This window comes from Desulfobacterium sp. N47, assembly GCF_051233685.1.
Taxonomy (GTDB): Bacteria; Desulfobacterota; Desulfobacteria; order Desulfobacterales; family RPRI01; genus RPRI01.
Genome location: NZ_JBAMMY010000202.1, coordinates 1 through 3,930 on the forward strand (window position 1 = coordinate 1; position 3,930 = coordinate 3,930).

Consider the following 3,930-nt stretch of genomic DNA (forward strand, 5'->3'; position numbering starts at 1 on the left):
GATTCCCGATAAAAATCACTGCTAAAATGGCAGGTGTTACAAGAAACTTGATATGATGGTTTTTGTTTTTCGATTGTGATCAGGCCCCTTTGAGGGGCCAGCAATCGTAAAGCCTCCGGCTTTGCCGGAGGATGTTTACTCAAGTAAATAACTACCATTAATGAGTCAGGAATGCAAGTATAAAATGCATCTTTCTGAAAAATCTTCGTTTTACTTTTATTCAATATTTATCTTCAAATTCAATCGATTACCATTTGTCGGTCAAACACGAATTATAAACGACGCCCAACAACAGCATGAACACGGATTGGTAAAAGCTGCGCCGCTTCGCTATGCAACTTTTACCAACCGGTTATGCGGAGCGTTCGCCGTATACAAAACATTGACAATCGTAACCCTTTGAGTTACATTTAGCATGCTATGATAAAATCATTTAAACATAAAGGGTTGGAGGAATTTTTTTACACTGGGAGCAAGAGGGGAATTAAGCCTGAGCATTCTAACAGGCTCGAACGAATCCTTGATCGTCTTAATGCCGCAAGTGAAATAAAGGATATGAATTACCCTGGTTCTTTCCTCCACCATTTGAGCGGCGACAAAAAGGGTTTTCATGCTGTAAAAGTATCCGGCAATTGGCGCGTATTTTTTCAATTTATTGACGGCGACGCCTATATTGTCGATTACGATGATTACCATTAGGGGGACAAACAATGAAAAAAATGACAAGGCGCCCGACACATCCGGGCAATATAATAAAAGAAGATTACCTTTTGCCCCTATCCGCTACAATTAAGGATATGGCTGCGACTCTTGGTGTTTCAAGGAAGACCTTATCCAAAATTATAAATGAAAGAGGCACGATAACGCCTGATATGGCTTTGCGATTATCTCGCGCCTTCGACACTACACCAGACTTTTGGCTTAATTTACAGAAAAACTATGATTTATGGCAAGCAGAGACGGAATCACAGGAATGGAAAAAGGTAAAACCATTCCCTAAAAACATGCTCCATCATCATAATTCACCGCTTAACAGCGAACAAAACGCTTGAGTGGGACCGGGAAATGCAGGGGCTTTTTCCACTGCCATGTTCATCAAAAGCTTCGTGTTTATTTATCCGTTTCGGGCAGCCCCTTCCCGGCCCCTCAGCTCCGTGTTATGGTGTCGAGTAAAGCGAGGTTAATGAGCGATGCCCAAAAAAAGTAAAATCAAATTGTATCTCGACACATCGGTTCCGAGTGCATACTTTGACACATCTAAACCGGTGAGACAGTTGATTACCCAAAAATGGTTTGAAAACGAGGCATTATCATATGAGCTGTACGTTTCAGTGATAACCGTTGAAGAAATCGAAAAGCTAACAAATGAGACGAAAAAGAAGGGTATAAGCGAGCTGATTGTGCGATATAAAATGAAAATTCTTTCTTTCTCTGAAAAGGCAAAAGAGCTATCAGATGAGTACATGAATAGAGGGGCAATTCCAAAGTCGGAGCCTCAAGACGCATCTCATATCGCAATAGCTTCTATAAATGATCTTGAGGCGTTGGCTTCATGGAATTTCAAACATATTGTAAGCATAAATCCAATAAGAAAAGTACATGAAATTAATAAAAAACATAACTATGCAGCCATTGAAATCGGATCGCTGGAAATATTCGGAGGATCAAAATATGGAAACATATAAAAACAGTTATGATAGAAACGAGGATCATATGCTATGGGAACTTCATGAAATAAGGCATAAACTACATAAGGAATTGAGCAAAAAATCCGTTGAAGAAATGAACAAGGATGCTCTAAGAAAGTTTAAGGAGTGGCAGACAAAATATAAAGCAAATCAGATTGAATAAATTGCATAACCATGGCCTGAAGACGGACGGGCTGGATGCCGCGGCTTTTCAAAGCTTTTTGAAGTAACCAACGCATGTGTTCATTGATCTTCAGATATTCTAACCCACCCGCCGCTTAGGCCCCGCGTTAGGCGCAATAGTCGAAAGGGCAAAATGAAAAATATAGACGAAGCATGGAATGCTCTTAGAGCAACTCTGCAAAACAACTTTTCGTTTTACGACATAAAGGAAATTGTCGGACTTGCCGGCTTTGATCTGGCATCTATATCACACCTTGAGCAGAGAGCAGGAGGCGGAGCGTCAAAAGGGCAACTGATGACAGGCGTTGACCGTGGGCTGCGTGATCTTGACAATGAGACCTTTAAACGCTTCATCGCCGTCTACATGTTGTCGAGGGTGCCGCAAGAGGATACGCAAAAATAATTGGTCAGAAAACAAAATACGACATCGAAGGCATTACCGCCGTAGACCCCGAACGGGATCTTGTGGTTCTCAAAATTTCTGGTGCTCGTGCAGGAGCAGTTGCCCTTGGCAATAGTGAATTCGTTCAGGTCGGGGAAATAGTTTATGCCGTTGGAAATCCTCAGGGTTTGGAAGGCACTTTTTCACAGGGCATCGTCAGCAGCATCCGAGAGGTTGGAACCGACAAGCTTCTGCAGATTACCGCCCCCATATCCCCCGGTAGCAGTGGTGGTCCGGTGCTGAACGGCAAGGGGGAAGTAATCGGCGTTTCCGTAGCGACTTTTAGAGGTGGCCAGAACCTAAATTTCGCAATACCGTCAAACTATTTGAAGGCGTTACTTGGAAAGGCTGGGACTGCAAAGCCATTGGTACAGGCCAAGCCGACGAAGGCTCGACGATCGATTTTAGCGGACTTGGGCGGGCGAAGCTCGGAAGGCGTTGTCGGAGGGCGGCTTGCGTGGGATCTCCCAGGGGACCAGTTTTCAGGCGCTTATTCCTTCTCGCTGCGAAACCAACTGAGGGAACCTGTCAAGAATGTCTATTGTCTCCTTGTCTTCCGAGATGCGCAGGGTATCCCATTGGATGTGGATGTTGTTAGGTTTAACGGCCTGATTCCGGCCGGTCTCGCGAAAAGGGTAACCAGCCGTGTACACGAAAGCATTGGAGTATTGACGAAGTGGAGAGACTCTGCGGTTGAGTTTCGGATTCTTGATTTTGAGATTGTCAATTAATGCCATTAAGTCGCCTAACAACCGCGTCAACTCGGGCTGGCAATTCCGCTGCGCTCCATTGCCAGCCGGTTATGCGGAGCGTTCGCACCCTCTATCACAAACGATGAATTTTATGGTATGATTGAAAGACATATAAATCTGCCGAGAGGATGACATGTATGATCGCATTTTAAAGCAAATGCGGGAAAGAATTCGTACCCGACAGTACGTAATGACCCTTCATGCGGAAGAAGAAATGGCTGATGACAATCTGTCCATTTTTGACATCGAACGCGTTGTTCTTACAGGTAAAATCGTTGAACGACAAAAAGACCAAAATACAAAAGAGTGGAAATACCTTGTTGAAGGTGGAACCATTTCAGCCGGCATGGCGGTTGTGATTGGTAAATTGAGTATTACTGGCAAATTAGTGATTATCACTGTATACAAAATATGAGGTGAAAAATGATTTGTGATATTTGTGGACAAGAAGATGCTCAAGTTCGTCATGTGACCCGAAGTTATGGTAAGGGCTCGGATTTGCTTATTATAGAGAATGTCCCTGTGGTCACCTGCTCTCATTGTGGGGAAAGCTATCTAACATCTGAGACATTGCACGAGATTGAACGCATCAAATTGCACCGCCAAAGTTTTGCAAAAGAGCGATCTGTACCAGTAGCTGCTTTCGGTTAGATCATTATCCTTTAACATCACGATGTGCGAACAATTTGGTCCAGCCGACCTCGTAAATTCGGCGGCTGACCATAGCGTTATCTTGAGCATTAAATTAAAAGATGAGAGATATGCAGCAAAATAAGATGCACAACAGTCCTATAATATTTATACTTCTTGGGATGCTCCTTGCTGTTTTTATATTTTAGACAGTACTAAAGGCTGGAATCCATAT

Annotated in this window: 9 protein-coding genes; 8 read left to right on the top strand and 1 reads right to left on the bottom strand. The window is 43.4% G+C overall.

The features are described from left to right. Positions 1–224 (bottom strand): hypothetical protein (locus tag VXK47_RS13125; RefSeq protein ID WP_435549236.1); only part of this gene is annotated, 224 nt, incomplete at its 3' end. A gap of 196 nt (positions 225–420) precedes the next feature. Here VXK47_RS13125 and VXK47_RS13130 point away from each other — a divergent pair. The 8 genes from VXK47_RS13130 (at position 421) to VXK47_RS13165 (ending at position 3,716) form a co-directional block, all read left to right on the top strand. Then, the gene (locus tag VXK47_RS13130; protein WP_435549237.1) at positions 421–699 is read left to right on the top strand and encodes a type II toxin-antitoxin system RelE/ParE family toxin; all 279 of its coding nucleotides are present in this window, start codon (positions 421–423) and stop codon (positions 697–699) included. Between the two features lie 11 nt (positions 700–710). After that, positions 711–1,052: a helix-turn-helix transcriptional regulator gene (locus tag VXK47_RS13135; RefSeq protein ID WP_435549238.1), complete on the top strand. Its 342-nt coding sequence runs from the start codon at positions 711–713 to the stop codon at positions 1,050–1,052. 138 nt (positions 1,053–1,190) lie between these two features. Then, entirely contained in the window at positions 1,191–1,685 is a 495-nt protein-coding gene (locus VXK47_RS13140; RefSeq protein WP_435549239.1) for a PIN domain-containing protein, read from the top strand. Continuing rightward, positions 1,672–1,851 (top strand): hypothetical protein, encoded by a 180-nt coding sequence (locus tag VXK47_RS13145; RefSeq protein WP_435549240.1) that lies wholly within the window; start codon positions 1,672–1,674, stop codon positions 1,849–1,851. The genes VXK47_RS13140 and VXK47_RS13145 overlap by 14 nt, the downstream gene beginning before the upstream one ends. Positions 1,852–2,004: 153 nt before the next feature. Then, positions 2,005–2,274, top strand: coding sequence for a hypothetical protein (locus tag VXK47_RS13150; RefSeq protein ID WP_435549241.1), 270 nt, complete (start codon positions 2,005–2,007; stop codon positions 2,272–2,274). Beyond that, a complete protein-coding gene (locus tag VXK47_RS13155) occupies positions 2,274–3,044 on the top strand; it encodes a S1C family serine protease (protein WP_435549244.1) in 771 nt (256 codons plus the stop codon). The genes VXK47_RS13150 and VXK47_RS13155 overlap by 1 nt, the downstream gene beginning before the upstream one ends. A gap of 154 nt (positions 3,045–3,198) precedes the next feature. After that, positions 3,199–3,480, top strand: coding sequence for a DUF4258 domain-containing protein (locus VXK47_RS13160; protein ID WP_435549242.1), 282 nt, complete (start codon positions 3,199–3,201; stop codon positions 3,478–3,480). Positions 3,481–3,488: 8 nt separating this feature from the next. Beyond that, positions 3,489–3,716, top strand: coding sequence for a type II toxin-antitoxin system MqsA family antitoxin (locus VXK47_RS13165; protein WP_435549243.1), 228 nt, complete (start codon positions 3,489–3,491; stop codon positions 3,714–3,716). Positions 3,717–3,930: the final 214 nt, after the last annotated feature.

Excerpts from the sequence above, each read along its gene's own strand:
- VXK47_RS13130 (WP_435549237.1), top strand. The coding sequence starts at position 421 with ATGATAAAATCATTTAAACATAAAGGGTTGGAGGAATTTTTTTACACT.
- VXK47_RS13135 (WP_435549238.1), top strand. The coding sequence starts at position 711 with ATGAAAAAAATGACAAGGCGCCCGACACATCCGGGCAATATAATAAAA.
- VXK47_RS13140 (WP_435549239.1), top strand. The coding sequence starts at position 1,191 with ATGCCCAAAAAAAGTAAAATCAAATTGTATCTCGACACATCGGTTCCG.
- VXK47_RS13145 (WP_435549240.1), top strand. The coding sequence starts at position 1,672 with ATGGAAACATATAAAAACAGTTATGATAGAAACGAGGATCATATGCTA.
- VXK47_RS13150 (WP_435549241.1), top strand. The coding sequence starts at position 2,005 with ATGAAAAATATAGACGAAGCATGGAATGCTCTTAGAGCAACTCTGCAA.
- VXK47_RS13160 (WP_435549242.1), top strand. The coding sequence starts at position 3,199 with ATGTATGATCGCATTTTAAAGCAAATGCGGGAAAGAATTCGTACCCGA.
- VXK47_RS13165 (WP_435549243.1), top strand. The coding sequence starts at position 3,489 with ATGATTTGTGATATTTGTGGACAAGAAGATGCTCAAGTTCGTCATGTG.